The following is a 26,617-nucleotide window of genomic DNA, read 5'->3' on the forward strand; positions in this document are numbered from 1 at the left end:
CTCTCTCACGGACGGCTCCCTTGTCTGAGATTTGCAACAACCTCATTCTGGCACAACTGATGCCGTAGGGGGCCGTCCACCCCATCAACCACGAATGCCAGTTCTAGCGTGACGCCGGAACGACGAATTCCGTTCACGATTTCCGCCGCAGAGTATGGGTCCCTGCTTTCGCAGGGACGACAATCTTTGCAATCAACCATCGGTCCCGCGTTGCGGCGCCAGCCGCGGCAGCGTGATCCGCACGCTGGTCCCGATGCCCGGGGCGCTGTCGAGATGGAGTTCGCCGCCCAGCCGGTTCGTGACGATGTTGTGAACGATGTGGAGGCCGAGCCCGATGCGGCCAAGGTCGCGGCGCGTGGTGAAGAATGGATCGAACGCCTGCCGCAACACCTCGCGGCTCATCCCGCAGCCATCGTCGGCGAACAGGATTTCCACCTGGTCCGCACCTGACGCACGCAACCGGATCGTGATGGTACCGCCCTTGCCATCCGGAAATGCGTGCGCGACCGAGTTGACGAACAAATTGGTCAGCGCCTGGCCGTAGGGGCCGGGATAGCTGTTCATCGCAAGACCGGACGGACAATCGACCTCAAGCGCCAGATTGTTCTTCGGCAAGGCCGGACGCAGGTTCGAAAGCACCTGCTCGGTCACTTCGCCGAGATCGAACTGGCTCCGGTCGAAATAGCTTCGATCGACGGCCACCTGCTTGAACGACTGCACCAGATCCGCCGCGCGCGTGAGGTTGCCGACAAGCAGCGACGATGCGCTTTCGACGACCTCGATGAAATCGCTCAGGCTGGACCGCTTCAGCTTGCCGCGCGCAGCCTCGGCAGCGAAGTCGGCGCATTTCTGCTCCAGCACTGACGCGACGGTGAGGCTGGTGCCGACCGGACTGTTGATCTCGTGCGCGACGCCGGCCACCAGCCGGCCCAGCGCCGCAAGCTTTTCCGCCTCGATCAAGGAGGCCTGGGTCTCCTGCAGATGGTGCAAGGCCTTCTCGGCTGCGTCGCGGGCGGCGCGGATCTCGCGTTCGTTGCGCTTGCGATCGGTGATCTCTTCGGCCGCAACGTTGACGCCGACGATGCTCCCGTTCGGTTCGCGCTGCGGGTGCCAATGCGTGATCCAGCATCGCTCGTCATTGTGGCCCGGGCGCTGTCCGTAAACCTCCACGCCGGTCACGGGTTCTCCGGTCTCCATGATCGAGCGAACGATGCCTTCGACCGCCGTCGCCAGTGCAGGCACGCAATCGTGCACCGTGCGTCCGAGATGACCCTCGACCGAAATGCCGCAAATCTCGGTGAGCCGCTGGTTGATCTGAAGGTAACGGCAATCGGGAGAGAGATAGGCGAGACCGATCGGTGCAGTGTCATAGATCAGCTGCAGCGCCGGTTGTCTTGGGAACTGAACGTCCTGGACGACGGACGACCTCATGTTCACTACCCCCCGTTGCGCCAAGTCTAGCGCCTCACGGCCGGACCGCAAATAGGCCCAGCTGAGCCGGAAACGATGATCTGATCTGTCCGGATTCGGCACGGGTCGGCAGCGGACCCTGGATTGGGCGCCTGCGGCATGCTGACGCAACGTGGACAGCAAGCGCCAGTCAGCGAAGGCCTGCGGCAGCTTCAGATATTCACTGCACCGTGCGGTCGGAAATTCTCGACGAAGCGCAGCAGCACCCGCGCGCCGGTGTCGGCATCGGCGAGTTCGACATGCTCGGCCGGATTGTGGCTGATCCCGCCGCGGCAGCGGACAAAGATCATGCCGATATCGGCGACGTCGACCATCGCCATGCCGTCATGCCCTGCCCCGCTCGGCAGCTCGAACACGGCATGGCCCTCGCCAGCGACGGCCTCGGCGATCTGGGACTTCAGCCACGGCGCGCAGGGCACGCTGCGGTTCTCGTGGGTGACGTCGATCTGCAAGGCGAGCTCGCGGCGTTTGGCGATCGCCTCGATCTGCCGCACGATGTCGGCGACGGCGCGCTTGCGATGCATGTCGCTCTGCGAGCGGATGTCCATCGTGAAGGACACCTTGCCTGGGATCACGTTGGTGGCGCCGGGCATCGCGCTGATATAGCCGACGGTGCCCACGAGGCCAGCTTCGTCGCTCCGGCAAAACGCCTCGATCGCAACGATGCATTCGGCAGCGCCCGCCAGGGCGTCGCGCCGCAGCGGCATCGGCACGGTGCCGGCATGGCCGGCGACGCCGGTGAGATTGGCGGCAAGCCGGGTCGCGCCTGAAATCGCGGTGACGACGCCGACCGGCAGCGCCTTCTGTTCCAGCACGGGGCCCTGCTCGATGTGCAGCTCGACATAGCCGAGCAGCTCGCGGCGGGCGCGCGCTGCCTTGCCGATATGATCGGGGTCGAGCCCGAAGGCGACCAGCGCATCGCGCATCGACGTTCCGGCGCGATCCCGGGTGTTGAGCACGCTCTCGTCGAACGTGCCGGCCACCGCGCGACTGCCGAGCAAGGTCGAGGCAAAGCGCACGCCCTCCTCGTCCGCGAAGCCGACGATCTCGATCGCGAACGGCAGCCGCCTGCCGCGCCGATTCAGATCGACGACGCAGGCGATCGCGGTGATGACGCCGAGCGGGCCGTCCCAGCTGCCGGCGTCGCGCACGGTGTCGTAGTGCGAGCCAAGCATCAACGCTGGCAGGCCCGGCCGCTCACCCTCGTAGCGGCCGCACACATTGCCGATCGCATCGAGATGCGCGCTCATGCCGGCTTCGCGCATCCAGGACAGGATCAGATCGGCCGCCTTGCGATGCTCGTCGGTGAGGAAGACACGCGCCAGATGCTCCGGCGTCTCGGAGATTGCCGCGAGTTGATCGATCCGCGCCACGATGCCGTCGCCAAGGGAGGACGATTTCGCGGATGGTTTCTTCTCGCTCATGCTGTTTCCCATCGGTCCAACCCGGCACCCGAGCCCGCTTCACTCGTAGCAGGCCCGATCTGATTCACCAGCCAGCAAATCGCGCCTTGTACGCCGCCCACGGCCGGGCTCGCGCCAGCCGTCCGGCGGTTAGCGACTGCTTAACGGCATTGCATACAACACCGATCGATAGCTCATAAAATAGGCGAACGAGTCCCTGCCGGCTTCCGATCCTTTCCGCTCCAGTAATCATTCTCTTTAATATTCAGTAACTTGCGGAACGATGATCGCCAAATGTGCTCTGGCACGAAGCTTGCGACACTCCGTCCAAGCTCCGCCGTCAGGCGGCTGCGACGAGGACAGGCGGGCCGGACCCGCCGGAGGGAGCAGGCGATGGATTTTGGCAGGATTTCAAGAAGGCATTTATTGCAGGGAAGCGCGGCGCTGGCGCTCGGCAGCACGCTCGGCATTCGCGGTGCGGCCGCAGCGGAAACCACGGTCGGCTTCATCTATGTCGGGTCGCGCGACGACTACGGCTACAATCAGGCCCACGCCCAGGGCGCGGCGGCGCTGAAGAAGCTTCCCGGCATCAAGGTGGTCGAGGAAGAGAAGGTGCCGGAGACCGATGCGGTCGAGAAGACCATCGAGTCCATGATCAATCTCGACGGCGCCACGCTGCTGTTTCCGACCTCGTTCGGTTACTACAGTCCGCACGTTCTCAAGATGGCGGCCAAGTTTCCAAAATTGCACTTCGAGCATTGCGGCGGCCTGTGGTCCGACAAGGACCCGAAGAACGCCGGCAGCTATTTCGGCTATATCGACGAGGCGCAGTACATCTCCGGCATCGTCGCCGGTTATTCGACCAAGAGCGGCAAGCTCGGCTTCGTCGCCGCCAAGCCGATCCCACAGGTGCTACGCAACATCAACGCGTTCACGCTCGGCGCCCGCCTCGCCAATCCCAAGGCGACCACGCAGGTGATCTTCACCGGCGACTGGTCGATGCCGGTCAAGGAAGCCGAGGCGACCAACAGCCTGATCGACCAGGGCGTCGACGTGCTGACCTGCCATGTCGACGGACCGAAGACGATGGTCGAGAACGCCGCGCGTCGCGGCGCCATGGTGTGCGGCTATCACGTCAACCAGTCGCCGCTGGCGCCGAAGGCCTATCTCACCGGCGCCGAGTGGAACTGGGAGGCGCTCTATCCGAAATTCATCAAGATGATCACGGCGGGCGAGGCGATCCCGAACTTCTATCGCGGCGGCCTGAAGGAAGAGATCGTCAAGGTCTCGCCCTATGGCGAGCTGGTCTCGGCGGAGGCGCGCAAGCATGCCGACGACGTCAAGGCCAAGTTCATCGCCGGCGAGTTCGCTATCTTCAAGGGCCCAATTACAGACAACAAGGGCAAGACGGTGATTGCCGGCGGCACCGACCGCGGCCAGCAGGATCCCGAGCTCGAGAAGATGGACTATCTCGTCGAGGGCGTGATCGGAGCCACCGCGTGACGACGGAAACGGCGGAATCGGTGGAGGCGGCCGGGGTTGCTCCGGCCGCCGATCCCGGATTCCTCCAGCGCTACGGCGCGAGCATCGAATATATCCTGATCCCGGGCGCGGCGCTGGTCGGCGCGCTCGCGGTGTTCGGAGGCTTCATCGCGCTCTACGGCAAGAATCCGCTCGATCTCTATTTCTACATGTATTACGGCGCGTTCGGCACCTGGTTCTCCTGGCAGAACACGCTGACCCGCGCCGCACCGCTGATCCTGACCGCGCTGTGCACGGCGCTGCCGGCGCAACTCGGCATGGTGATCATCGGCGGCGAAGGCGCGCTCCTGATCGGCGCGTTGGCGGCGACGTCAGCTGCGCTGGCACTGCAGGGCGCGGCACCGATCGTCGTGCAGATCGCGATGGTGATTGGGGGCATGATCGGCGGTGGCCTCTGGATCACGCTGTCAGGCGGCTTGCGGCAATATCGCGGGGTCAACGAGACGATCTCGAGCCTGCTGCTGGTCTATATCGCGCTTGCCATCCTCAATCACCTGGTCGAGGGGCCGATGCGCGATCCGGCAAGCCTCAACAAGCCGTCGACGCGCGAGATCGGCGCCGCCAACATGATCGGCAGCATTCCCGGCACCGATGTGCATTGGGGCCTGGTGTTTGGGCTGGTCGCGGCCGTTGCCGCCTACATCCTGATCTATCACACCACCTTCGGCTTTGCCGCGCGCGTCGCTGGCGGCAACATCCGCGCCGCAAAGATCGTGGGGCTTGGCGTCAGCAAGCTGATCCTGACGGTCTGCTTCCTTGCCGGCAGCAGCGCCGGGCTTGCCGGCATGATCGAGGTTGCGGCCGTGCAGGGCCGCACCAATGCCAACCTCGCCGCGGGCTACGGCTTCACCGGCATCCTCGTCGCGTTCCTGGCGCGGCAGAATCCGCTCGCGATCGTTCCGGTGGCGATCCTGCTCGGCGGCATCTCCGCCTCCGGCGGTCTGTTGCAGCGGCGGCTCGGACTGCCCGACGCCTCGGTACTCGTGCTGCAAGGCATCATCTTCGTGTTCGTGCTGGCCAGCGACGCGCTCTACGGGCGGATCGGCTTCCTCAAGGGAAAGTCCTGACATGGCGGATGCATCGATCGGGTTGTGGACCGTTCCGCTCGCCGTGTTCGGCGGCGCCATCCGTGTCTCGACGCCGTTCCTGTTCGTCAGCCTCGGCGAGTGCATCACCGAGCGGTCCGGCCGCATCAATCTCGGCCTCGAGGGCACGCTGGTGATGGGCGCGATGAGCGCGTACGGCATCTCCTATCTCTCCGGCTCGCCATGGCTTGGCGTGCTCGCGGCCGGGATCACCGGCGCGTTGTTCGGCGCGCTGCATGCCGGCATCTGCTCGCTGCCGCGCGTCAACGACATCGCGGTCGGCATCGCGCTGATGCTGCTCGGCACCGGGCTTGCGTTCTTCCTCGGCAAGCCGCTGATCGAGCCGACCGCGGCAAGGCTGCCGGCGATCGATTTCGGCTGGTGGAGCGACGTGCCGCAGGTACGCGCGGCGCTGCGCATCAACGTGCTGTTCCTGATCGGCGTCGCGATCGCACCGCTGCTCTATTGGGCGTTCAGGACCACGCGCTGGGGCCTGTTGATCCGCACCGCCGGCGAGAGCGCGGACGCCGCGCGCGCGATGGGTCATTCCGTACTGCTGATCCGATTGCGCGCCACCATGGTCGGCGGCTTCCTCGCCGGCATCGGCGGCTCGTTCCTGTCGCTGTTCTATCCCGGCAGCTGGAACGAGGGCCTCTCCTCCGGACAGGGCATCACCGCGGTCGCGCTGGTGATCTTCGCTCGCTGGGACCCGATGCTCTGCCTGTGGGCCTCGCTTGCGTTCGGCGGCGCCGCCGCGCTCGGGCCCGCGCTGCAATCGGTCGGCATCACCTCCGGCTACCACCTGTTCAACGCCGCGCCCTACATCCTGACCTTGGCGATCATGATCATCACCTGCTCGCCGAAGCGCACACTGACCGGCGCGCCCGCCGAATTGTCCATCACCCGATGACGAGCGAGATCATTCCATGACTGAGCGCTTCATCAAGTCCGAGCCCTACGCCTGGCCCTATAATGGCGACCTGCGGCCGCAGAACACCGCGCTCATCATCATCGACATGCAGACCGATTTCTGCGGGGTCGGCGGCTATGTTGACAAGATGGGCTACGATCTTTCGCTGACCCGCGCGCCGATCGAGCCGATCAAGACGCTGCTTGCGGTGATGCGCGCGCAGGGTTTTCACGTCATCCACACCCGCGAAGGCCACCGGCCTGACCTGGCCGACCTGCCCGCCAACAAGCGCTGGCGTTCACGCCAGATCGGCGCCGGCATCGGCGATCCCGGCCCCTGCGGCCGCATCCTGGTGCGCGGCGAGCCCGGCTGGGAGATCATTGCCGATCTCGCGCCGCTGCCAGGCGAACCCATCATCGACAAGCCCGGCAAGGGCTCGTTCTGCGCCACCGATCTCGAGCTGATGCTGCGGCTGCGTGGCATCGAGAACATCGTGCTGACCGGCATTACCACCGATGTCTGCGTTCATACCACGATGCGCGAGGCCAACGACCGCGGCTTCGAATGCCTGCTGGTCGAGGATTGCTGCGGCGCGACCGACAGGAGCAACCACGACCATGCGCTGAAGATGATCAAGATGCAGGGCGGCGTGTTCGGCGCAGTGGCCAAATCCGCCGAGCTGATCGGGGCGCTGTCATGATCATCGGCGAACCGCCTGCACCTTCAGGTGCGTTCGGCGTCGACGCCATCGCCATGACGATGCGGTTCGGCGATTTCACAGCGCTCGACAATGTCGAGCTCAAGGTGAGGCCCGGCTCGTTCCATGCTTTGCTTGGCGAGAACGGCGCGGGCAAGAGCACTCTCGTGAAATGCATCATGGGCTACTACCACGCCACCGAAGGCGACATCCTCGTCGGCGGCCGCCAGCAGGCCATCGCCAACCCCAAGAACGCGCATGCGCTCGGACTCGGCATGGTCTACCAGCATTTCACGCTGGTGCCGGCGATGACGGTTGCCGAGAACCTGGTGCTGGCGCGCGACGACGTGCCGGCTGTCGTCGACTGGCGCAAGGAGAAGAGGGAGCTCGAAGCCTTCCTGGCGCGGATGCCGTTCAAGGTGCCGCTCGACGCAAGAGTTTCCGACATCTCCGCCGGGGAACGGCAGAAGTGCGAGATCCTCAAGCAGCTCTATTTGAAGCGCCGCTTCCTGATCCTGGATGAGCCGACCTCGGTGCTGACGCCGGGCGAAGCCGACGAGGTGCTCGGCATGCTGCGCGCGATGGTGGTCGCGGGCGAACTGACCATCCTGATGATCACCCACAAATTCCGCGAGGTGATGGCCTTCGCCGACGAGGTGACGATCCTGCGCCGCGGCAAGCTTGCCGGCACAGGCCGGGTCGCCGACCTGACGCCCGACGAGATGGCCCGTACCATGATCGGCGCCGAGCAGTTGACCGTGCAGCCGCCGCGCACCGGAGAGACCGGCGCGCCCCGGCTCGAGCTCGACACGCTCACCGCGCTCGACGATGTCGGCGCGATCGCCGTGCACGGCGTGTCGCTGACCGTGAAGAGCGGCGAGATCGTCGGCATAGCCGGCGTCTCCGGCAACGGCCAGCGCCAGCTGGTCGAGGTGCTGGCCGGCCAGCGCGAGGCCGAGGGCGGCGTGATCCGCGTCCAGGGCGAACCCTATGCGGCGAGCCGCGAGGAGATGCGCCGCCACAGGATGTCGCTGCTGCCGGAAGAGCCGCTGAAGAACGCCTGCGTCGGCGGCATGAGCGTCGCCGACAACATCGCGTTCCGTGAATTCGACCGCGCGCCATTCGCGCGCGGCGGCTGGTGGCTGAACCGCTCGGCCTTCCGCGACGACGCCGAGCGCAAGATCAACCGCTACAAGATCAAGACCCGAACGCCGGAGACGCCGATCGCGGCGCTGTCGGGCGGCAACGTGCAGCGCGCGGTGCTGGCGCGCGAGCTCTCGGGCGACGTCGAGGTGCTGATCGCCGCCAATCCGTGCTTCGGGCTCGACTTCGCGGCGGTGGCCCAAATCCACGCCGAGATCATGGCCGCGCGCAACCGCGGCGCCGCCGTGCTGCTGGTCAGCGAGGACCTCGACGAGCTGCTGGAGCTGTCGGATCGGCTGGTCGTGATGTTCCACGGCGCGTTCGTCCACGAGGCCCGCGCCAGCGAGGCCGACCTCACGGAAATCGGCCGGCACATGGCCGGGCATTAGGATCTGAAGAGAACAACAACCTCGACGGAACTGCGCTCCCTCGCCCCGTTCTTACGGGGAGAGGGTTGTGGTGAGGGGCCGCCTCCGCGTACACGGTGATAGCTGCACTCGCGGAGACTCCCCCTCACCCGGAACGCATCTAGCGATGCGTTCCGACCTCTCCCCGCACGCGGGGCGAGGTATAGGAAGCGCCCTCACGCTCCAATGCTCGCTAGCCGATCTCAAACGCCTGCTCGGCGAGATACTTCAGGTTGGCGTGCCAATGCTCGGCGATCGCGAGCCGGGTCGGCACCCAGACGTGCTCGTGCTTCTGGATGTAGTCGAGGAAGCGCATCAGCGCGGCGGCGCGGCCAGGACGGCCGACGACGCGGCAATGCAGGCCGATCGACATCATCTTGGGTCGCGTCGCGCCCTCGGCGTAGAGCACGTCAAAGCTGTCCTTTAGATAGGTGTAGAATTCGTCGCCGCCGCCAAAGCCCTGCGCGTTGATGAAGCGCATGTCGTTGGCATCGAGCGTGTAGGGGATCACGAGATGCGGCTCGGTGCCGGCAGCCTTGATCCAGTACGGCAGGTCGTCGGCATAGGAGTCGCAGAGATAGCGCAGGCCGCCCGCCTCCATCAGAAGCCGCAGCGTGTTGATCGAGGAGCGGCCGGTGTACCAGCCGAGCGGCCGCGCGCCGGTCGCCTCGGTATGCACGGCAATGGTACGCGCGATCTCCTCGCGCTCCTCGTCCTCCGACATGTCCTTGTGCTCGACCCAGCGCAGGCTGTGGCTCGCGATGTCCCAGCCCGCTTCCTGCATCGCGGCCACGACATCCGGATTGCGCTTCAGCGCCATCGCGACGCCGAACACCGTGGCCGGCAGCTTCCGCTCGGTGAAGATCCGCCATAGCCGCCAGAAACCGGCGCGCGAGCCATATTCGAACATCGTTTCAATATTGGCGTGACGCTGGCCGACCCAGGGCTGCGCGCCCAGCACGTCGGACAGAAACGCTTCCGAGGCGCGATCACCGTGCAGGATGTTGTTCTCGCCGCCCTCCTCGAAATTGACCACGAACTGCACGGCGACGCGCGCGGCTTCCGGCCAGTTCGGATCGGGCGGATTGCGGCCGTAGCCGCGGAGATCGCGCGGATAGCGGGCCTCGGTCACATCAGATTTCCTCGAAGCGGATCTTCTGCGCGCCCTTCCACAACACGGTCTTGCCGAAGGTGGTGAGGTTCTCGAACCCCGAGGTCAGCGTGATGAAATGATTGCCGGCGAGCTGGCCCATCTTGCTCGCAAAGTGCACGCCGCCATAGGCGAGCAGAATCTCGGTCTCGCTGATGCCGCCGGGATAGAGGATGATCTGGCCCGGCGCCGGATAGCTTGTGTGGTTCTCGTAGGAGACGCCGAAATCGAGATCGCCGAGCGGCATCCAGACGCCCTCGCCGCTCCAGCGCACGTGGATCGCCTGGCTCTCGAACGGCATCGCCTTGCGGAACGCGGCAACCGTCTTCGGCGCGAGCTGCTCCTCGAAACGGGCGTCAAAGGTGAACTCGCCGGCGCTGACAATCAGTTTGCTCATCGATCTCTCGTGGGTGGGCTGTGGGGAGTGACACCCCAACCATTGCCGCCGGCCCGCGCCGGACGCAAGGCCGATTCCGGCGTGAGATGACGGTTTTTGCCGCAATGGCGTCCACCGCAACGCAGATTTGAGCAGGGTTGCGTTGCGCCCCGGCTCCCCGTTTGCGAACCTGCAAGGGCACGTCGAACAGGGTGACCAGATGACAACAAACACTTTACACGGGCATGTGGCGCTGGTGACCGGCGGATCGCGCGGCATCGGCGCGGCTATCGTCAAGGTGCTGGCGGAGGCCGGCGCCGCCGTCGCAATCAATTATCGTGAGCGGTCGGCTGAAGCGGCAACGCTGGCGAAGGGCATCATTGCCGCCGGCGGCCGGGCCGTCGCGATCGCCGCCGACGTCTCGGAATCCGCCGCCGTCGCCGGGCTGGTCGAGCGCGCAAAATCCGAGCTCGGTCCGGTCGACATCCTCATCAACAACGCCGGGATCGCGATCGTCAAGGGTGTCGACGATCTCACTGAAGAGGATTTCGACCGCACCATTACGGTCAATCTCAAATCGGCGTTTCTCTGCACGCAGGCGGTGCTGCCGATGATGCGCACCCGGAAATGGGGCCGCATCGTCAACATTTCGTCCGGCGCGGCGCGCGGCGCCGGCTCGATCGGGCCGCACTACAACGCATCCAAGGCGGCCATGGAGGGCATGACCCGCGGCTATGCCGCACGCCTCGTCAAGGAAGGCATTACGGTCAACGCCGTCGCACCGTCGCTGATCGAGACCGACATGATGAAGGGACAGAGCGAGTTGGTCAGCCGGATCCCGATCGGCCGCTTCGGCACCGCCGAGGAGGTGGCGCAGGCCGTGATGCTGCTGGTCAACAATCCCTACATGACCGGACAGACCATCGCGATGAGCGGGGGCATGGCGTTCAACTAGGGCGCGGACTCACTAGCGCGCAGCCATAGCTTGATCGATGCGAGTTGAACGAAGGCAAGGTAGTTGGCGGCGACGCCGCGCGGCTTATTCGGCAGCATCGGCTTGATGGCAGACACTCATTGTCGGTGAGTTCGTAGCGCACGATTCGGCCCCTGGACTTGGGGCAGCGCAATCGCATTTGGAATGAACCGATTCTTCCGCGCCGTCATGGCCGGGCTCGTCCCGGCCATCCACGTCTTTTCTTCGCGTGGAAACGAAGACGTGGATGCCCGGGACAAGCCCGGGCATGACGAGTTTGTGGGAACTCCGATCGCCTCAAACTGCCATATGCGATTGCCCCTGGATTTAGGGGGCCAAGAAGCGCTTTGGTCGCGATGCGCCCGAAAGCGGACGCGTTATGCTCACTTTGAGTTTTGTCGTTCGTGACCCCAAGGTCAGTTGACCCCGAACTACCTGCAGCTGCCGACGGCGCACAATCATATTGCCGCCGTCGAGCGGCGGATAAGCCATCGCGTCCTGTAATGGTAGCGCGCGAACCAGCCATCTGAAGCGGATTTAACCGATGAGTCCCCGTCATCCGCACTTTGACAGCATCTTTTGGAGTATTGCCTCAACCGGCTGCGGCGAAATCCCAAGTTCGACAAGGCCGGGCGACGACACGGTATCGATCTGCATCAGCTCCACCTGATTGCGCGTGAGAATCGGGTCCGGGAGTATTTCGGAAGCCCATGCCAGGGCGTGCCAAACGGCGAGCGGGATCGGGACCAGGATGGGCGCAAGGCCAGCCTGATGCGCGACGATTCCGACCAATTCTTCGTAGGAATAAACGCGAGGGCCGCCGCACTCGAAGATCGTCGGTTGCGTCTCGGCTCGCTGGATGATCCGAACAGTCGCCTCCGCCACATCTTCCACACAGACCGGCTGCAGTTTCATCGAGCCGCGGCCGAACATCGGATAGATCGGCAGCCGGCGGAGAAGGTTGAGGATGGTCGTAAGAAACGCATCGTCCGGTCCGAACATGACGGCGGGTCGGATGATATGCGCGCCGGCAAACGTAGCCTTGACCACCAGTTCACCTTCGCCGCGCGCTCGGATGTACCGCGATTGAGACGCGGCATCGGCGCCGATGCCTGACAAGTGAACGAGTCTCTTGACTCCGGCCCGGTGCGCTTGGGCCGCTACCCGCTGGGCGGACTCGACATGAACGGAATGAAACGTCTCACGCCCGTGCTCGACGTAAAGGCTGACGGTGTTGACAGCGGCGTAAGCGCCGGCAAGCGCATTTGCGACAGACCGTTCGTCGTGAATATCGGCCTGGACGAACAGAAGTTGGGAATCACGCGGTCCAAACCGACTGCGCCCGCGATCTGGATGCCTTGACGCGATCCGGACGGGAAACTCGTGATCGCGCAGATGCTGAACGATGCGGCGGCCGAGAAAACCGGTTCCGCCGAATACAGTGACGGTGCGACTGTTCGCTGCCATCCTTTGATCTCTGCTCGAGAGACCGCGCCATAGCCCAAGCCGAAGCTGACGTCAGGGCGATGGCCGTCCGTCGGAACAATACCCTCTCGCAGCGACGGTTGGAATGCACGCCGCTTCGAGCCGCTATCGGCCGGAAGCCGGAAGCAAAGGTCGAGCGAAACTGAGTTCGTGGCCGTCGGGGTCAGCTAGGTGGAAGAAACGCTCACCCCATTCGGCATCGCGGGGCACAGTCGCCGGCTGGTAACCCGCCGCGAGCGCGCGTTCGTAAAGTGCGTCAACATCGGTGACGTAGAAGATGACCCGACCCCACCAGGACCAGCGTCGTTCGGCAGGTTGGTCGATGAGGTTGAGGTAGCTCAGACCTGCTCGAAAGCTAGTGAACGACGACCATTCGCCGCCATGCAGGACCTCAAATCCCAGGGCTCGGTAGAATCGGACAGCTCGTGGCATGTCATGGGTGCCCAGCGTGAGCGCGCTTATGCCCTCGATCATGGCCAAAACTCCCTGTTCTACCTCCCTACGCTTCTTGAAGTCGCGGCGCAGAGATTGACCTCTCATGTGCGTCGAACGGTGAGCAAGTCAACGGCGAGCACCCCTTTTCTTGCTCGCCGCTCACGGCGAGCGGTAGATACCCCAAACTGCTCGAACCGAAAGCGCTGACGCTCTAAACTCTCCATCGCGGCGGCCAAACGTCAAGTCCAAGCGCCGACACAACCAATCGATCCCAGTGGCACCCGCGAAAAGGAGCGGAGCATGAAGGGCGATAAAGACGTTATCGAACACCTCAACAAAGCGCTGCGCCACGAGCTCACCGCGGTGAACCAGTACTGGCTGCACTACCGCCTGCTCGACAATTGGGGCTACAAGATACTGGCCAAGGCGTGGCGCAAGGAATCGATTGAAGAGATGCAACATGCAGACAAGCTCATCGAACGCATCATCTTCCTCGATGGATCTCCCAATATGCAGACGCTGGAATCCCTCCATATCGGGAAGACCGTGAAGGCCGTGCTCGATAGCGACTTGCAAGCCGAATTGTCGGCGTACTCCCTCTACGCTGAAGCCGCGGCCCATTGCCATCAGGTCAAGGACTACGTGACACGGGATCTGTTTGAGCAACTCATGCACGATGAGGAAGAGCATATCGATTTTCTGGAAACCCAGATCGAACTCGTCGCGAGGATCGGCCTCGAGCTATATGCCCAGCGTCATATCGGAGAGCTCGACAAGGACTAAGGTGCGAACGACTGCTTTCGGCCAAATCGGACACCGCGGCGGCGCGGAATTATGTCGGCTTTTGACCCAAACCGGATATGCGGCAGCGCACCAAGCTTGTCGTGAGCTTCTTCCTCTTCGATGGAAGCCGCGATCGATGCGGATGGCCATTGAGCCGTGAGACTGAAGCGTTCGCGCTTGCTACGCAGGAAACACGCCTTACTATCGTCATTGCCAATCCGGGCGCTGGTGACCCGGACGCAAGCGGGGAGGACATCATGCTGACACGTCGAGGTTTTGCTGGTGTTGTGTCGTGTGCGATTTGTGGACTTGCGGGATTTCTGGCGGAGGACGCTTCCGCGCAGGGTACTCAACCGGCCGCATCAGGTGGGGTTACGCGCAAGATCTTGTCGCAGATTGACGGCCCGGTCCCGGGCTACACGACCATAGTAATGGACGTTACCATAGAGCCGGGTGTGGCGGTCGCACGCCACACCCATCCGGGGATCGAGTCGAGTTACGTTATGGAAGGTGGTGGTTTTGAACTTCCGGTGGAGGGTCAGCCGGCGCGGATGATCAAAGCCGGCGACGCATTCCAGATCCCGCCCGAGACGCCGCACGCGGGCGGCAAACCCATGGAGACAAAAACCAGGCTGTTGATCAATTACATCGTGGAGAAAGGCAAACCGCTCGTGAAGCCAGTCTGATGAGGCTGATCGTGCGCGACTAGGATGCGCATGGCTGGCCTCACCAGCCATCACACGGAGTAGCTTCCGAGTTTTCGGGAGTAATGTCTGCTCTTGGCCCAAAGCTGACGTCACCACCAAGGCCCACCATGTCCGCGTTTGACCCGGAGCGGACTTCCTTTGCCGATCGATTGGCGCCGAGTTGACCATACAGATTGGCTCGGCAAGCCCATGAGGCCGCGCACTTTCGCTATGAGGTCAGGTGGTGGGATGCAATCCCCGCCGTTTACGCTCAAGTGGCAGACCGCCGCTCGCCCGTTAGGAATTCGTTAACCATCGCGGCCTAGCCTAACCTCATAGCCTGGTCATCATCAGCCGATTGCCGCTCGGTTCGTTCCAGGAGAACAGCCGGTGTCCGCCAGGACGCTGACACATGCCGCGCCAGGTGCGTGCCTGAAAATCTTGCCAGTGGCCGCTCGTCGCTTGCTAGGCGACTGCGCTTGCCGCGCTCACTTTCGGAGCAAAATCCTGGTGTATAGCTATCCGTGTCGTCTCATTCGCCAGCTCGGTGGAGCAATTGTGAGGCAAAAATGACCGATATTTGCGAGATGAAGGCGCGCATTACCGTGTTTGGGGTCGGCGGTGCCGGTGGCAATGCAGTCAACAACATGATCGCGGCCGGGCTGCAAGGCGTCGACTTCATCGTCGCCAATACCGATGCACAGGCGCTTGCCATGTCGAAGGCCGAGCGTCTCATCCAGATGGGCACGCGGGTGACGGAAGGTCTCGGCGCCGGCTCGCATCCTGAAGTGGGGCGCGCCGCAGCCGAAGAGACGATCGAAGCGATCCGCGATTCTTTGACCGGCGCACACATGGTGTTCGTTACTGCCGGCATGGGCGGCGGTACCGGCACCGGCGCAGCGCCCATTATCGCCAAGACCGCGCGCGAGCTTGGCATTCTCACCATCGGTGTAGTCACCAAGCCATTCCACTTCGAGGGCCAGCGCCGCATGCGCCTTGCCGAGGCCGGCATCGCGGAACTACTGAAGGTGGTAGATACTCTGCTGATCATCCCAAACCAGAATCTATTCCGGGTGGCCAACGAGAAGACCACGTTCTCCAACGCTTTCGTGTTGGCCGATCAGGTGCTTTATTCGGGTGTGGCCTGCATCAGCGACCTCATAGTCAAGGAAGGTCTGATCAACCTCGATTTTGCCGACGTTCTCGCCGTAATGCGGGAGAAGGGCAAGGCCATGATGGGCAGAGGCGAGGCTTCTGGCGCAAACCGCGTGCTCACCGCCGCGGTGGCCGCGATTTCAAATCCATTGATCGAGGACCCCTCGATCAAGCGTGCCAGCGGGCTCATAATTTCCATCACTGGCGGCAAGGACCTGATGTTATTCGAGGTCGACGAAGCTGCTACCCGCATTCGCGACGAGGCCGACCAGGACGCCAACATCATCATTGGCGCATCGTTTGATGAAAGCCTGGAGGGTATCGTCCGCGTCTCGGTAGTGGCGACCGGCATCGATAATCTCGACCCGGCACCCCACGCGCAACCAGCGGAAAGCTCACTTACAGAGCTCGCCGGCAGGCTGCGCAACGACAGCCGTCAGATCGCCGGATCGAGCGCAGTACACCGCTGACCGACGTGCACCGCATCGGCGCGTGGTCTAGCTATGCCGTCTTGACCGGATCACTTGATTGCCTTACGCCTCACGCCATGAACCGCTCGATCCTTATCGCCCATTTCTGGTGGCTCGCCGACTGACAGGCGGGCCGAACGCGTTCATGCATTTTCGGGGCCGCCGCATTGGGCGGCCTTTTTCATGTGATCCAGCCCGCATGCGGTGTCCCCCATTCAACCGAATGGAGATCCCCATGACCAAACCGATCATTCTCACCGGCGACCGCACCACCGGGCCGCTGCATCTCGGCCATTACACCGGTTCGCTCCGGAGCCGTCTGAAATTTCAGGACAGCCATGAGCAGTATCTGCTGCTCGCTGACATGCAGGCACTGACCGACAACACGCATGACATCGGCAAGGTCCGCAGCAATGTCATCGAGGTCGCGCTGGATTATCTCGCGGTCGGGATCGATCCAGGACGAACCTCGATCTGCCTGCAATCGCAGCTTCCCGCGCTCGCTGAACTGTCGATGCTCTATCTCAACCTCGTCACCGTCGCGCGGCTGGAGCGCAATCCCACCATCAAGGACGAGATCCGGGCGCGCGGTTTCGGACGCGACATCCCGGCGGGCTTCCTGTGCTATCCGGTGGCGCAGGCCGCCGATATCACCGCGTTTCGGGCCACGGTCGTGCCGGTCGGCGAGGACCAGGCGCCCCTGATCGAGCAGACCAACGAGATTGTCAGGCGCGTCAACGCGCTCGCCGGCCGCACACTGCTGCCGGAGGCCGTGGCAATCATTCCACGCGCGGGACGGCTGCCCGGGGTCGATGGGCACGCGAAGATGAGCAAGTCCGCGGGCAACGCGATTGCTCTTTCGGCCTCGCCCGATGACATCTCGTCCGCGGTGCGCGCGATGTTCACCGATCCCGATCACCTGCGTGTCGCCGACCCCGGCAAGGTCGAGGGCAATGTCGTCTTCACCTATCTCGATGCGTTCGACGACGATCACCTTGCTGTCGAGGAACTGAAGACACGCTATCGACGCGGCGGTCTCGGCGACGCGACCGTCAAGCGGCGGCTGGAAGATATTCTGCAGGCGTTGATCGCACCGATCCGGACAAGGCGTGCTGAGCTGGCGAACGATCTCGATCACGTCGTTGACGCAATCAGGCGTGGAACCCTGAAGGCACGGGAAATCACCGAGCGCACCAAGCGCAATGTCATGGAGGGACTGGGCTTGTTCCAGCTCTGAACGCCGTCATCAAACCATGGCAGGAACTGTGCTTGCCTGTACACGTTGTCCGCTTGGCGAAACCGGATTTGGAGCTTGTCGTGATCGATCCGAAAACGCTTCTCGAACGCGCCGCGCAGCTCGCCGATCAGGCCAAGGGCGAGGAAGATGCCAGCATCCGCGAGCGGCTGCTGCGCATGGCCGAGCATTATCGCGATCTGGCCGCGCATGAGGCTTGGGCGCACGAAAATCCGCCATCGGTGGGCGCGATCACCAGCGCGCTCGGCCCCCGCGCACATTGATCTGAAAGCAGGTCGTCAGCTCACGCGAATGCGATAGCTGACCGACCGACGTGCGCCTGGGGCGATGCGCATCAGGCCGGGCTTGTCGGCGAACTCGCCGTCGAATTCCGCAGGGCTCGCAAACCCGTGCCACGGCTCGACGCAAAGGAACGGCGCCCCGCCCGGCTTCGACCAGATGCCAAGTTCACGGAAGCCGCGCCACGACACCTCGATCGCGGGCCCTTGCGCGGCAGCAAAGTGAACCGACGCGCTCACGACCTGATCGAGAATGATGGCGTCGTCGTCGAACAATTGCTCCGACAACGCGAGCGCCCTGCCCTTGACGGGACTCGGCTCCGGCTGCGGTCGCATCAGCCCGTCCTTCAGCCGCCGGATCGGCGCCGGCTCATCCTTCTCGAAGGTCAGCGTGTAGGCCCGTTTCGGCAATCCCCGAAGCAGCGGCCAGTTGAGGGCGGGATGGCCGCCGAGCGAGGCCGGCAGCATCTCGTCGCCGGTGTTGATGACGTCGAAGGCAACATCGAGATCGGCGCCGTCAACCGTGTAGCTGACCTCGAGCCTGAACGCGAAGGGGTAGCGTGCCCGGGTTTCCGCGTCGTCGACGAGCGCGAGCTTGCATGATCGCGGCCCCTGATCGACCGAGACAAAGCGGCGGTCCCGTGCAAAACCGTGCTGCGTCATCGGATAGGTCTTGCCATTGTGGCGGAGTGTGTCGTTCTTCAACCGGCCGACGATCGGGAACAGCACCGGCGCATGGCGCGGCCATTGCGGGCCGGCCTGCCACAGCAATTCGGTCCCTTCGGCATTCCTGAGCGACGACAATTCGGCGCCCTGGGTCAGGATGGTCGCGGCGATGCCATCGCCGCGCAACGTGTGACTGTCGCTCATGCCTCGCCTCGCCGGGTTGCGCTGGGCCCTGACACGAGATGTTCGATGAGGGCGAAGCCGTCAACCCCAAAGCAATGGGGCCGTCCACGCGTGGCGGCCTACCCGGTGATCTTGGAGAAATCAGGCTGCCGCCGCTCGGCAAAGGCGGCAAAGGCCTCGCGCGCTTCCGCGCTCATCAGCCGCTCCTGGAAGATTTCGCCCTCGCGCGCCATTTGCGCGGTGATCCTGGCGGGATCTCGCATCAACGCCTTGGTGTGCTGGAGCGAGCCGAACGGCCGCTTCGCCAGCGCCTCCGCCGCGGCGCGCGCCTTGGCGCGGAGATCCGCGAGCGGCACGACCGCGTTGGCGAGGCCGATGGAGACCGCAATCTCCGCCTCGACCGGCTCGCCGAGCGCGAACATCGCATAGGCCCGCGCATAGCCGATACGCTGCGGCAGCAGATAGGTCGACGCCGCCTCCGGCACCAGCGCGAGGTTGACGAACGGCGTGATCAGCCGCGCGGTCGGCGCGAGGTAGACGAGGTCGCAATGCAGCAGCATGGTCGTGCCGATGCCGACCGCATTGCCCTGCACGGCGGCAACCAGCGGCCGCGTCGCCTTGGCAAGGCCGGCGAGGAAGCGCGTCACGTGACGCTCGCCCTGCACGCCACGCGAGACCGCCGCGAAATCTGCGAGATCGTTGCCTGCGGTAAAGCTGTCGCCATCGCCCTGCAACAGCACAGCGCGGATCGCAGAATCACTTTCCGCGCGCTCGAGCGCATCGGCCATCGCGCCATACATCGCGTTGGTGATCGCGTTCTTCTTGTCCGGACGCGCCATCGTCACGGTGAGAACGCCACCATCCAGCGCTACGACCACTTCACTCATGTCTTACTCCTGTTGCTTGCTTCTTGTTCGACGCGTTTTCTTCACGCGAACCGGTACCCACTTCGCTTGAAAACGCTCTAGCCGTCTTTGTCTTTCGGAAATTTCTGTTGCAGGCTGCTCAGCCAGCGCGACACCACGTCGATCTCCGCTTCCGAAAATCCGTCCATCAGGCGGTTGTTGATCACCCTGGTCCGGGTCGCGGCGCGCTTGCCGAGCTCCTGCCCCGCGAGGGTCAGATGCAGCCGCTGGCTGCGCCCGTCCTCGCCGTCGCGTCGGCGCTTCACGAGGCCCGCACGTTCCATCCGGTCGGCGAGCCCGGTCATCGCTGACGGCACGATGTCGAGCGCCTGCGAGACGTCGCCGATCAGCGCGCCGTCATTGCGCCCGAGAAAGAACAGCACGCCCGCCTGGGCCGACGTCAGATCGTGCGCAGCCGTCTCCTGATCGATGGCGCGCTGCAACCGTCGATAGGCCACGGTCAGAAGAAAGATCAGCCGGTGTTCCGCTCTCATGCTGCCGTTATATGTTTCGTACGCGAAATATCAAGATGCTTCGCATGCGAAATATCGAGCGATTTGGCGTTCCGACGGAGCGAACCGCATATTGACTGGAACGAGCCCCCTTTCGACCGGGTTGGTTGCGACATTTTGATCAGGTCGCCAGATCGTTGCACTGCGGCCAAGCAGAAAACCCTTGATCGACATCGATCAAACGGGAAATCTTCCGCCCGGGAGCCGTGGGTTGCATCACGGCTCCGGCGGCGCCACAGGAGTGTCATGACGTCAGCGGCGAGTCCGGACAGGGAGCGTGTTGTCCGCCCGAAGCGGCCGCGCCATCTCAGCGAAGCCATGCGTTGTGAGACCGCGTTTCGCCTGATCCTGTCCGAATGCCTCGAAGAAGTCGCGACCAACCACGAGGCCTTGAGCTCCGGCGATCCCGCCGCGCTTCACCAGACCCGTATTGCACTGACGCGGCTGAAGGCCGCGATCGCCTTCTACGGCCCGATGGTGGCGGACACCGAGTGGACGCGACTGAAATCCGAGCTGAAATGGCTGAGCGCCCATCTCGGCGCAACGCGCGACCTCGACGTCGCGATTGAGAACAGCAAGGGCCTGCCCGAAGAGCGCATGCTTCAGACAGCGCGAACCGACGCGTTCGAGGCGCTCAAGGAGGCGTTGCAGAGCGACCGTTACTGGCAATGGTTCGACGGCATGTGGGACTGGGTCGGCAGCGGGCCCTGGACCGCGCGGCAGGACCGCCGCGCCGCGCAGCGGCGAGCCGTTCCGGTCTCGGTCTTCCACGCGCGCCGGCTGGCGCGGTGGCATGGAAAACTGTGCCAGAAGAGCCGCGGGCTGCAGGGCATGGGCAAGAACAAGCGCCACCGCGTCCGGCTCGCCGGCAAGCGGCTACGTTACGCCATCGAGTTTTCGGAAGGTGGATTGCCGGCCGACGAGTACGCGTCGTGGCAGATCGTCCTGAAGTATCTGCGCAAGGGACAACAGATCCTTGGCGAATTGAACGATGACGAGGTCCGTCGCGCGCTCATCGAACGTGCCGACGATCTGGAGCAGCACTGCAGGAAACGCCAAGCCGGACACGGGAAGAAGCTGGACGAGCGAAAGAAGAAGAGCCGGCTCTTGCGTCGGGCTGCGGAGATCTATCGAAAAATCTCCGGCTGAAGGTGTCTCGAGCGCCTGTATCAGCGCACGGTCTGCCGCATTTGGCTGGCCATACTGATGTTTAAAACATCACTTATTGCCCTTGTAGCATGACTACTTGGTATGCATAAATGACATTCAAATAGACGCGAATCTCAATCGACGGCCAGACCGATGATCACTGCGGCGCAGCTACGAGCTGCCAGGGCTTTGCTCGGCATCGACCAACGGCAGCTTGCCGAACTGTCCGGACTCTCGGTGCCGACCATCCAGCGCATGGAGGCGAGCGACGGCACGATCCGGGGCAATGTCGACTCGCTCGTGAAACTGATCGACGCGCTCGGCGCAGCCGGTGTCGAGGTCATCAACGAGGGCGCCGTCAGTAACGGGGGTGGCCGCGGCGTGCGGCTGAAGGCCGGACCAGGTTCGCCGAAGGTGCAGACGTGATCCCGGCGGTCGCTCAGCAGATATGGTGTGTAGCCGCTCTGCTCGGGACGACCGTCGTCGCGATCGCAACGAGCAGATCGCGCCGTTCGACACCCATTGTCTACTGCGCGACCCTTGCGATTTCATTGATCGCTTTGGCCGGAGCCCTGCTCGCGCTCATTACCCGCGGCAATGCGACGGAGCTGATCCTGCCAGTCGGCTTGCCCTGGCTGGGCTCGCATTTCCGTCTCGATGCGCTCGCCGCATTCTTTCTGGCGGTGGTCAATCTCGGCGGTGCGGCAGCAAGTCTTTACGGCCTCGGCTATGGTGGCCACGAATCCGCGCCACACCGCATCTTGCCCTTCTTTCCGGCGTTCCTGGCCGGCATGAACCTCGTCGTGCTTGCAGACGATGCGTTCACCTACCTGCTGTGCTGGGAATTCATGTCGCTTGCATCGTGGGCGCTCGTCATGGCGCATCACCGTGAGGCAGACAATGCGCGAGCAGGCTACGTCTATCTCGTGATGGCGAGTTTCGGGACGCTGGCTCTGTTGCTTGCTTTCGGCCTGCTGTCGGGGGCCAGCGGCAGCTACGGTTTTGCGGCCATACGCGGTGCCCAGCACACGCCGTCAGAGGCCGCGCTGGTGCTTGCGCTGATGCTGCTCGGCGCCGGATCGAAAGCCGGTCTGGTCCCGCTGCACGTATGGCTGCCGCTCGCCCACCCCGCCGCGCCGAGCCATGTCTCGGCACTGATGAGCGGCGTGATGACGAAGGTTGCGGTCTACGGATTCATTCGGGTCGTATTCGATCTGCTCGGGCCGCCGAGCTGGTCGGCAGGCGTCGCCGTGCTCGTGCTCGGGGGCGTGACCGCCGTCATGGGAATCCTCTATGCGCTGATGGAGAAGGATCTCAAGCGCCTTCTCGCCTACAGCACGATCGAGAACATCGGCGTGATATTCGTCAGTCTCGGCCTGGCGCTCGCCTTTCAGGCGAACGGCCTCGGCCTTGCGGCAGCCCTCGCCTTCACGGCCGCTCTGTTCCACGTTCTCAACCATTCGTTCTTCAAGAGTCTGCTGTTCTTCGGGGCAGGCGCCGTGCTGACGTCAACCGGCGAACGCGACATGGAGAAGCTGGGCGGCCTGATCCACCGCATGCCGTTCACGAGCTTTGCTTTCCTGGTCGGCTGCGTTGCGATCTCAGCGCTTCCGCCATTCAACGGGTTCGTATCGGAATGGCTGGTTTTTCAGGCCATCCTGCAGAGTCCCGATCTGCCGCAATGGGTTCCGAAGATCAGCGTGCCCGCAGTTGGCGCGTTGCTGGCGCTGGCGGCTGCTCTGGCCGCCGCATGTTTCGTCAAAGCGTTCGGCGTCACCTTTCTCGGTCGCGCGCGGAGCCCGGTCGCGGAAGTCGCCGGCGAGGTCGATCGGTATTCGCTCGCGGCGATGTTCGTCCTCGCGGCACTGTGCTTCCTGGCCGGAATTCTGCCCGGGCTGGTGATCGATGCCCTCTCGCCCGTCGCGCGGGCCATTGTCGGCCACCGGATGCCGGTCCAGGCGAATGACCCTTGGTTCTCGATCGTTCCGATCGAAGAGAGCCGCAGCTCCTACAACGGATTGCTCGTCTTTGTCTTCATCACGGCCGCGGCGTCGCTTGCGGTCTATTTCATCCATCGCTTTGCGTCGCGTGCGATCAGGCGCGGCCCCGCCTGGGGATGCGGCTTCACCGATCCGACACCGGCGGCGCAATATTCCGGCGTCAGTTTCGTGCAGCCGATCCGCCGCGTTTTCGGCACCCTGGCTTTCCAGGTCCGCGAGCATGTCGACATGCCGCCGCCGGGCGACCTGCGGCCGGCGCGCCTCAAGGTCGACATCCACGATCCGGTCTGGGAGCGGCTATACGCGCCGGTGGCCGAAGCGGTGTGGTTTTTCGCCGACCGGCTGAACCAGCTCCAGTTCCTGACCATCCGCCGCTATCTCAGTCTGGTCTTCGCAACCCTCGTCACATTGCTGCTGGCGCTCGCGATATGGTCGTGATCTCGGACATCCTCGTTCAGTTGGGCCAGATGGCGCTTGTGCTGGTGCTCGCGCCGCTGCTGACCGGCGTCGTTCGCAAGATCAAGGCCCGACTGTTGCGCCGCAGAGGACCGTCGATCTTCCAACCCTACCGCGACCTGTTGCGGCTGCTCCGCAAGGAGGTCATCCTCGCCGAAAACGCGTCCTGGCTGTTTCGCGTCACGCCCTACGTGACGTTCGCCGCCATCTGGGTCGCCGCGGCGCTGGTCCCGACGTTTGCGACCGGCCTGCAATTCAGCTGGAGTGCCGACCTGATCGCGATCGTCGCACTGCTCGGCAGCGCCCGCTTCTTCCTCGCCCTCGCAGGCATGGATGTCGGCACCAGCTTCGGCGGCATCGGCTCCAGCCGCGAGGTGATGATCGCCGCGCTGGCAGAGCCGGCCATGCTGTTGATGGTGTTCTGCGTCGCGCTTATCGCCGGCTCGACCCAGCTGTCGACGGTCGCGACCTTCATGGCGTCGTCCGAGGTAGGACTCCGCGTGTCGCTCGGCATGGCGATGATCGCACTCATCATGGTGGCGCTCGCCGAAAATGCGCGCATCCCGGTCGACAATCCGGCGACGCATCTGGAGCTCACCATGGTGCACGAAGCGATGATCCTGGAGTATTCCGGACGCCATCTTGCCATGATCGAGTTCGGTGCCTTTCTCAAGCTCCTGCTCTACGCCTCCCTGATCATCTGCGTGTTTTTCCCGTGGCAGATCACCATCGTCGGCGCGGGCCCGCTGTCGTACCTGGCGAGCGTCGGCACCTACATTCTCAAGCTCGGCATTGCGAGCTTCCTCCTCGCCATGTTCGAGACCGCCACGGCGAAGATGCGGGTCTTTCGCGTTCCCGAATTTCTCGGCGCCGCGCTCATGCTTGGCCTGCTCGGTACCCTTCTGCGCTTCGTGTCACAGAGCTTCTGATGAATAATCTCGCCTTTGACATTGCCCATCTGCTGGCCGGCGGCCTCGTCTTGATCAGCTTCATGATGCTGTACCAGGACCGTCTCTATGCATTGCTGAATATCTTCACGCTGCACGCGCTGGTGCTCGCGTTTTCGGTCGCATGGCAAGCATTCGTCCAGAATGCACCGCATCTCTATGTGACGGCAGTCATCGCGCTGATCTTCAAGGCGATCATCATCCCGGTGGCGCTGCATCGCATGATCAAGCAGCTCGGCATTCATCGCGATATCGAAACCACAGTGGGCATCGGCTCGACCATGCTCGCGGGGATGGGGCTCGTCGCCCTCTCCATGGTGCTGATGCTCCGGGTGACCGGCGCGGCCGATCCGCTGGCGCGAGAAGACCTCGCTTTCGCGCTGTCGGTCGTGTTGCTGGGATTGCTGGTCATGGTGACGCGGCGCAACGCCGTCAGCCAGGTCGTCGGCTTCATGTCGCTGGAAAATGGACTGGTGCTGGCCGCGACGGGCGCCAAGGGCATGCCGCTCGTTGTGGAGATCAGCGTGGCCTTCTCGATCCTGATCGCGTTCATCGTCATCGGCGTATTCCTGTTCCGCATTCGGGAACGGTTCGACACCGTCGACGTCGGCGCCCTGGATGAATTCAGGGGAGAGCGGCGATGACGGCGGCGTCAGATGCCATCGCCTGGGTTCTCTTGATACCGATCTGCGCCGCAGCGGTGCTTGCGGCGCTGCCCGGGTACCGGCTGGCCGCGAGGCTCAACATTGTTGCGAGCCTCAGCACCTTCGTGGCCGCACTTTCGCTTTTCGTCATCCAGCGTCCGCAACCCGGACCGTACCTGCTGGTGGACGACCTCAACATCGTCTTCATCGTGCTGAACACCTTCGTGGGATTCACCACGAGCGTGTTCAGCGCGAGCTACATTGCCCACGAAATCGAGACCGGACGACTGACGCCGGGCTACCTGCGATTTTACCATGCCATGTATCAGGTCATGATGTTCGGCATGAACCTCGCATTCGTGTCGAACAACGTCGGCCTGATGTGGGTTGCGGTGGAGATTGCCACGCTCACCACCGTCCTGATGGTCGGCATCTACCGAACGCACGCGGCGCTCGAGGCAGCGTGGAAGTATTTCATCCTCGGCAGCGTCGGCATTGCGCTGGCGCTGTTCGGCACGATCCTGGTGTACATGGCCGCACGGCCGGTTATCGGCGAGGGTCAGGATGCCATGGTCTGGACCGTATTGATCAGCCGCGCTGCGGCGTTCGACCCGGCGCTGCTCAACGTCGCCTTTATTTTCCTGCTGCTCGGGTATGGGACCAAGGTCGGCCTGGCGCCGCTGCACGCCTGGCTTCCGGACGCACATGCCGAAGGCCCCACTCCGATCTCCGCCGTGCTCTCCGGCCTGCTGCTCAACGTTGCGCTTTACGCGGTGCTGCGCTTCAAGATCCTGCTTGCCGCGAATCCCGATGCGATCTCGCCGGGCCCGCTGATGGTGACGATGGGACTGACCTCGCTCCTGTTCGCGGCCTTCATGCTCTACCGACGACGCGACATCAAGCGGCTGTTCGCCTATTCCTCGATCGAGCACATGGGAATCATCGTGTTCGCGTTCGGGATGGGCGGTCCGCTCGCCAATTTCGCCGGCCTGCTGCACATGGTGATGCACAGCCTCACCAAGTCGGGGATCTTTTATGCGGTCGGCCACATTGCGCAAGTGAAGGGCACCCAGCGGATCGCCAACATCCGCGGCCTGACCGAAACGCATCCGGCACTCGGCTGGAGCCTTGTGATCGGTGTGGTCGCGATCGCCGGTCTGCCGCCACTCGGCATCTTCATGAGCGAGTTTCTGATCGTCAGCTCCACCTTTGCGCGCCAGCCGGTGCTCGCCATCCCGCTGGTCTTCGGCCTGCTCCTCGCCTTCGGCGCACTGATCTTGCGCCTGACGAGCATCGCGTTCGGCGAGCCACGCGGCAATATGGCACCGGCGAAGGCGTCCTACCTGCCCATGTTCGCGCATTTCGCGCTGGTCCTGACGGCAGGCATCTATCTTCCGGGACCGCTCGTCGTCTGGTTCCAGCACGTCGCCAACCTTTTGGGCTAGCGCGAGG

26 protein-coding genes are annotated in these 26,617 nt (G+C 63.7%); 17 read left to right on the forward strand and 9 right to left on the reverse strand.

The annotated features are described in order from the left end of the window. Nucleotides 1–192 precede the first annotated feature (192 nt). Both ABIB78_RS31165 and ABIB78_RS31170 read right to left on the reverse strand, forming a co-directional pair. Complete coding sequence (locus ABIB78_RS31165; RefSeq protein WP_429031589.1) at nucleotides 193–1,431, reverse strand: ATP-binding protein; 1,239 nt, start codon at nucleotides 1,429–1,431, stop codon at nucleotides 193–195. Between the two features lie 191 nt (nucleotides 1,432–1,622). Next, entirely contained in the window at nucleotides 1,623–2,894 is a 1,272-nt protein-coding gene (locus tag ABIB78_RS31170) for an allantoate amidohydrolase (RefSeq protein WP_429031590.1), read from the reverse strand. A 372-nt stretch (nucleotides 2,895–3,266) separates the two neighbouring features. On the opposite strand from ABIB78_RS31170, the gene ABIB78_RS31175 reads away from it, so the two are divergent. From ABIB78_RS31175 to ABIB78_RS31195, 5 genes are read left to right on the forward strand one after another with little or no spacing between them, the layout of a single operon-like run. After that, nucleotides 3,267–4,376, forward strand: coding sequence for a BMP family ABC transporter substrate-binding protein (locus ABIB78_RS31175; protein WP_429031592.1), 1,110 nt, complete (start codon nucleotides 3,267–3,269; stop codon nucleotides 4,374–4,376). After that, entirely contained in the window at nucleotides 4,373–5,482 is a 1,110-nt protein-coding gene (locus ABIB78_RS31180; protein WP_429031595.1) for an ABC transporter permease, read from the forward strand. The genes ABIB78_RS31175 and ABIB78_RS31180 overlap by 4 nt, the downstream gene beginning before the upstream one ends. 1 nt (nucleotide 5,483) lies before the next feature. Beyond that, nucleotides 5,484–6,410, forward strand: a complete 927-nt coding sequence (locus ABIB78_RS31185; protein WP_429031598.1) for an ABC transporter permease — start codon at nucleotides 5,484–5,486, stop codon at nucleotides 6,408–6,410. A 16-nt stretch (nucleotides 6,411–6,426) separates the two neighbouring features. Beyond that, nucleotides 6,427–7,110 (forward strand): biuret amidohydrolase, encoded by a 684-nt coding sequence (gene biuH, locus ABIB78_RS31190; RefSeq protein ID WP_429031601.1) that lies wholly within the window; start codon nucleotides 6,427–6,429, stop codon nucleotides 7,108–7,110. Beyond that, nucleotides 7,107–8,639 carry an ABC transporter ATP-binding protein gene (locus tag ABIB78_RS31195; protein ID WP_429031604.1) on the forward strand — a complete coding sequence of 511 codons (1,533 nt, stop codon included), beginning with the start codon at nucleotides 7,107–7,109 and terminating at the stop codon, nucleotides 8,637–8,639. Before biuH ends, ABIB78_RS31195 begins: the two co-directional genes overlap by 4 nt. 211 nt (nucleotides 8,640–8,850) lie before the next feature. Here ABIB78_RS31195 and puuE read toward each other — a convergent pair whose 3' ends face one another. Both puuE and ABIB78_RS31205 read right to left on the reverse strand, forming a co-directional pair. Beyond that, nucleotides 8,851–9,789, reverse strand: a complete 939-nt coding sequence (puuE, locus tag ABIB78_RS31200; RefSeq protein WP_429031607.1) for an allantoinase PuuE — start codon at nucleotides 9,787–9,789, stop codon at nucleotides 8,851–8,853. Nucleotide 9,790: 1 nt separating this feature from the next. Next, on the reverse strand, nucleotides 9,791–10,204 hold the full coding sequence (locus ABIB78_RS31205) for a DUF3830 family protein (RefSeq protein WP_429031610.1): 414 nt from the start codon (nucleotides 10,202–10,204) through the stop codon (nucleotides 9,791–9,793). 199 nt (nucleotides 10,205–10,403) lie between these two features. On the opposite strand from ABIB78_RS31205, the gene ABIB78_RS31210 reads away from it, so the two are divergent. Next, a complete protein-coding gene (locus ABIB78_RS31210) occupies nucleotides 10,404–11,138 on the forward strand; it encodes an SDR family NAD(P)-dependent oxidoreductase (RefSeq protein ID WP_429031613.1) in 735 nt (244 codons plus the stop codon). Nucleotides 11,139–11,711: 573 nt separating this feature from the next. Here ABIB78_RS31210 and ABIB78_RS31215 read toward each other — a convergent pair. Together ABIB78_RS31215 and ABIB78_RS31220 are read right to left on the reverse strand one after the other, a co-directional pair. Beyond that, nucleotides 11,712–12,623 (reverse strand): complex I NDUFA9 subunit family protein, encoded by a 912-nt coding sequence (locus ABIB78_RS31215; RefSeq protein ID WP_429031616.1) that lies wholly within the window; start codon nucleotides 12,621–12,623, stop codon nucleotides 11,712–11,714. Nucleotides 12,624–12,746: 123 nt separating this feature from the next. Beyond that, nucleotides 12,747–13,115, reverse strand: a complete 369-nt coding sequence (locus tag ABIB78_RS31220) for a VOC family protein (RefSeq protein ID WP_429031619.1) — start codon at nucleotides 13,113–13,115, stop codon at nucleotides 12,747–12,749. A gap of 261 nt (nucleotides 13,116–13,376) precedes the next feature. On the opposite strand from ABIB78_RS31220, the gene bfr reads away from it, so the two are divergent. The 5 genes from bfr to ABIB78_RS31245 all read left to right on the forward strand — a co-directional run bounded on the left by bfr (nucleotide 13,377) and on the right by ABIB78_RS31245 (nucleotide 17,688). Then, the gene (bfr, locus tag ABIB78_RS31225; RefSeq protein ID WP_429031622.1) at nucleotides 13,377–13,859 is read left to right on the forward strand and encodes a bacterioferritin; all 483 of its coding nucleotides are present in this window, start codon (nucleotides 13,377–13,379) and stop codon (nucleotides 13,857–13,859) included. Between the two features lie 77 nt (nucleotides 13,860–13,936). Beyond that, nucleotides 13,937–14,545 carry a cupin domain-containing protein gene (locus tag ABIB78_RS31230; protein WP_429031624.1) on the forward strand — a complete coding sequence of 203 codons (609 nt, stop codon included), beginning with the start codon at nucleotides 13,937–13,939 and terminating at the stop codon, nucleotides 14,543–14,545. A 569-nt stretch (nucleotides 14,546–15,114) separates the two neighbouring features. Further along, nucleotides 15,115–16,170 carry a cell division protein FtsZ gene (ftsZ, locus tag ABIB78_RS31235; protein WP_429031626.1) on the forward strand — a complete coding sequence of 352 codons (1,056 nt, stop codon included), beginning with the start codon at nucleotides 15,115–15,117 and terminating at the stop codon, nucleotides 16,168–16,170. Nucleotides 16,171–16,405: 235 nt separating this feature from the next. Then, complete coding sequence (trpS, locus tag ABIB78_RS31240) at nucleotides 16,406–17,407, forward strand: tryptophan--tRNA ligase (protein WP_429031629.1); 1,002 nt, start codon at nucleotides 16,406–16,408, stop codon at nucleotides 17,405–17,407. Between the two features lie 80 nt (nucleotides 17,408–17,487). After that, entirely contained in the window at nucleotides 17,488–17,688 is a 201-nt protein-coding gene (locus ABIB78_RS31245) for a hypothetical protein (RefSeq protein ID WP_429031631.1), read from the forward strand. Between the two features lie 15 nt (nucleotides 17,689–17,703). Here the strand turns inward: ABIB78_RS31245 and ABIB78_RS31250 are convergent, their stop codons facing one another. From ABIB78_RS31250 to ABIB78_RS31260, 3 genes are all read right to left on the reverse strand, one after another. Then, nucleotides 17,704–18,573: an aldose 1-epimerase family protein gene (locus ABIB78_RS31250; RefSeq protein WP_429031633.1), complete on the reverse strand. Its 870-nt coding sequence runs from the start codon at nucleotides 18,571–18,573 to the stop codon at nucleotides 17,704–17,706. Between the two features lie 98 nt (nucleotides 18,574–18,671). Further along, entirely contained in the window at nucleotides 18,672–19,439 is a 768-nt protein-coding gene (locus ABIB78_RS31255) for an enoyl-CoA hydratase-related protein (protein WP_429031636.1), read from the reverse strand. A 77-nt stretch (nucleotides 19,440–19,516) separates the two neighbouring features. Continuing rightward, on the reverse strand, nucleotides 19,517–19,951 hold the full coding sequence (locus ABIB78_RS31260) for a MarR family winged helix-turn-helix transcriptional regulator (protein WP_429031638.1): 435 nt from the start codon (nucleotides 19,949–19,951) through the stop codon (nucleotides 19,517–19,519). 264 nt (nucleotides 19,952–20,215) lie between these two features. Between ABIB78_RS31260 and ABIB78_RS31265 the strand changes: the two genes are divergently transcribed. The 6 genes from ABIB78_RS31265 to ABIB78_RS31290 all read left to right on the forward strand — a co-directional run bounded on the left by ABIB78_RS31265 (nucleotide 20,216) and on the right by ABIB78_RS31290 (nucleotide 26,610). Then, nucleotides 20,216–21,118 (forward strand): CHAD domain-containing protein, encoded by a 903-nt coding sequence (locus tag ABIB78_RS31265; RefSeq protein WP_429031641.1) that lies wholly within the window; start codon nucleotides 20,216–20,218, stop codon nucleotides 21,116–21,118. Nucleotides 21,119–21,271: 153 nt separating this feature from the next. Further along, nucleotides 21,272–21,544, forward strand: coding sequence for a helix-turn-helix domain-containing protein (locus ABIB78_RS31270; protein ID WP_429031644.1), 273 nt, complete (start codon nucleotides 21,272–21,274; stop codon nucleotides 21,542–21,544). Then, complete coding sequence (hyfB, locus tag ABIB78_RS31275) at nucleotides 21,541–23,556, forward strand: hydrogenase 4 subunit B (protein ID WP_429031646.1); 2,016 nt, start codon at nucleotides 21,541–21,543, stop codon at nucleotides 23,554–23,556. Before ABIB78_RS31270 ends, hyfB begins: the two co-directional genes overlap by 4 nt. Continuing rightward, entirely contained in the window at nucleotides 23,547–24,503 is a 957-nt protein-coding gene (locus ABIB78_RS31280; protein ID WP_429031648.1) for a respiratory chain complex I subunit 1 family protein, read from the forward strand. Before hyfB ends, ABIB78_RS31280 begins: the two co-directional genes overlap by 10 nt. Continuing rightward, the gene (locus ABIB78_RS31285; RefSeq protein ID WP_429031650.1) at nucleotides 24,503–25,165 is read left to right on the forward strand and encodes a hydrogenase-4 component E; all 663 of its coding nucleotides are present in this window, start codon (nucleotides 24,503–24,505) and stop codon (nucleotides 25,163–25,165) included. Before ABIB78_RS31280 ends, ABIB78_RS31285 begins: the two co-directional genes overlap by 1 nt. Further along, nucleotides 25,162–26,610 (forward strand): hydrogenase 4 subunit F, encoded by a 1,449-nt coding sequence (locus tag ABIB78_RS31290; RefSeq protein ID WP_429031653.1) that lies wholly within the window; start codon nucleotides 25,162–25,164, stop codon nucleotides 26,608–26,610. The genes ABIB78_RS31285 and ABIB78_RS31290 overlap by 4 nt, the downstream gene beginning before the upstream one ends. Nucleotides 26,611–26,617 lie beyond the last annotated feature (7 nt).

Origin of the sequence: Bradyrhizobium sp. I1.14.4 (assembly GCF_050435825.1) — a bacterium.
Classification (GTDB): Bacteria; Pseudomonadota; Alphaproteobacteria; order Rhizobiales; family Xanthobacteraceae; genus Bradyrhizobium.

Bases quoted from the DNA above. Each gene is read 5' to 3' on its own strand.
- ABIB78_RS31165 (WP_429031589.1), bottom strand. From the start codon at position 1,431: ATGAGGTCGTCCGTCGTCCAGGACGTTCAGTTCCCAAGACAACCGGCG.
- ABIB78_RS31170 (WP_429031590.1), bottom strand. From the start codon at position 2,894: ATGAGCGAGAAGAAACCATCCGCGAAATCGTCCTCCCTTGGCGACGGC.
- ABIB78_RS31175 (WP_429031592.1), top strand. From the start codon at position 3,267: ATGGATTTTGGCAGGATTTCAAGAAGGCATTTATTGCAGGGAAGCGCG.
- ABIB78_RS31185 (WP_429031598.1), top strand. From the start codon at position 5,484: ATGGCGGATGCATCGATCGGGTTGTGGACCGTTCCGCTCGCCGTGTTC.
- biuH (WP_429031601.1), top strand. From the start codon at position 6,427: ATGACTGAGCGCTTCATCAAGTCCGAGCCCTACGCCTGGCCCTATAAT.
- ABIB78_RS31195 (WP_429031604.1), top strand. From the start codon at position 7,107: ATGATCATCGGCGAACCGCCTGCACCTTCAGGTGCGTTCGGCGTCGAC.
- ABIB78_RS31205 (WP_429031610.1), bottom strand. From the start codon at position 10,204: ATGAGCAAACTGATTGTCAGCGCCGGCGAGTTCACCTTTGACGCCCGT.
- ABIB78_RS31210 (WP_429031613.1), top strand. From the start codon at position 10,404: ATGACAACAAACACTTTACACGGGCATGTGGCGCTGGTGACCGGCGGA.
- ABIB78_RS31215 (WP_429031616.1), bottom strand. From the start codon at position 12,623: ATGGCAGCGAACAGTCGCACCGTCACTGTATTCGGCGGAACCGGTTTT.
- ABIB78_RS31220 (WP_429031619.1), bottom strand. From the start codon at position 13,115: ATGATCGAGGGCATAAGCGCGCTCACGCTGGGCACCCATGACATGCCA.
- bfr (WP_429031622.1), top strand. From the start codon at position 13,377: ATGAAGGGCGATAAAGACGTTATCGAACACCTCAACAAAGCGCTGCGC.
- ABIB78_RS31230 (WP_429031624.1), top strand. From the start codon at position 13,937: ATGCGGCAGCGCACCAAGCTTGTCGTGAGCTTCTTCCTCTTCGATGGA.
- ftsZ (WP_429031626.1), top strand. From the start codon at position 15,115: ATGACCGATATTTGCGAGATGAAGGCGCGCATTACCGTGTTTGGGGTC.
- trpS (WP_429031629.1), top strand. From the start codon at position 16,406: ATGACCAAACCGATCATTCTCACCGGCGACCGCACCACCGGGCCGCTG.
- ABIB78_RS31250 (WP_429031633.1), bottom strand. From the start codon at position 18,573: ATGAGCGACAGTCACACGTTGCGCGGCGATGGCATCGCCGCGACCATC.
- ABIB78_RS31255 (WP_429031636.1), bottom strand. From the start codon at position 19,439: ATGAGTGAAGTGGTCGTAGCGCTGGATGGTGGCGTTCTCACCGTGACG.
- ABIB78_RS31260 (WP_429031638.1), bottom strand. From the start codon at position 19,951: ATGAGAGCGGAACACCGGCTGATCTTTCTTCTGACCGTGGCCTATCGA.
- ABIB78_RS31265 (WP_429031641.1), top strand. From the start codon at position 20,216: ATGACGTCAGCGGCGAGTCCGGACAGGGAGCGTGTTGTCCGCCCGAAG.
- ABIB78_RS31270 (WP_429031644.1), top strand. From the start codon at position 21,272: ATGATCACTGCGGCGCAGCTACGAGCTGCCAGGGCTTTGCTCGGCATC.
- ABIB78_RS31280 (WP_429031648.1), top strand. From the start codon at position 23,547: ATGGTCGTGATCTCGGACATCCTCGTTCAGTTGGGCCAGATGGCGCTT.
- ABIB78_RS31285 (WP_429031650.1), top strand. From the start codon at position 24,503: ATGAATAATCTCGCCTTTGACATTGCCCATCTGCTGGCCGGCGGCCTC.
- ABIB78_RS31290 (WP_429031653.1), top strand. From the start codon at position 25,162: ATGACGGCGGCGTCAGATGCCATCGCCTGGGTTCTCTTGATACCGATC.